General features: G+C 59.7%; 1 protein-coding gene. It reads right to left on the reverse strand.

The annotated features are described in order from the left end of the window. Nucleotides 1–385 (reverse strand): zinc ribbon domain-containing protein (locus MJ797_RS26270; protein ID WP_239342356.1); only part of this gene is annotated, 385 nt, incomplete at both ends.

The following is a 385-nucleotide window of genomic DNA, read 5'->3' on the forward strand; positions in this document are numbered from 1 at the left end:
TAGCCGGCTGTCGATCTCATCCTGGATCAGCCTCGGATCGGTGATCAGTTTGGTTATGTGCTCCCACACGACGTCGTCGATGTAGTCGGCGCGAACCGGCTTGTTCTGGCAGACCCGGCCGTTCTCATATCGGTAGTCATCGGACCCGAGGCAACGGTAGTAGTAGATCTTCTTACTTGACGTTCGCGTGGAGGTGCGGTAATAGCCGTAACCGCACGCCGCACACGCCGCGAGACCCTGGAGAAGCGAGGGCGTGGTCTTCATATTACGGGTCGCGAATCGCTTGTTATCCTCGAGCCGCGCCGCGACCCGCTCAAAGATCTCCTCGCTCACAAGGGCCGGAACAGCGATCTCGACCCATTCGTCACGCGGCCGGTCGACAGTT

It is taken from the genome of Protofrankia sp. CiP3 (assembly GCF_917627345.1).
Lineage (GTDB): Bacteria > Actinomycetota > Actinomycetes > Frankiales > Frankiaceae > Protofrankia.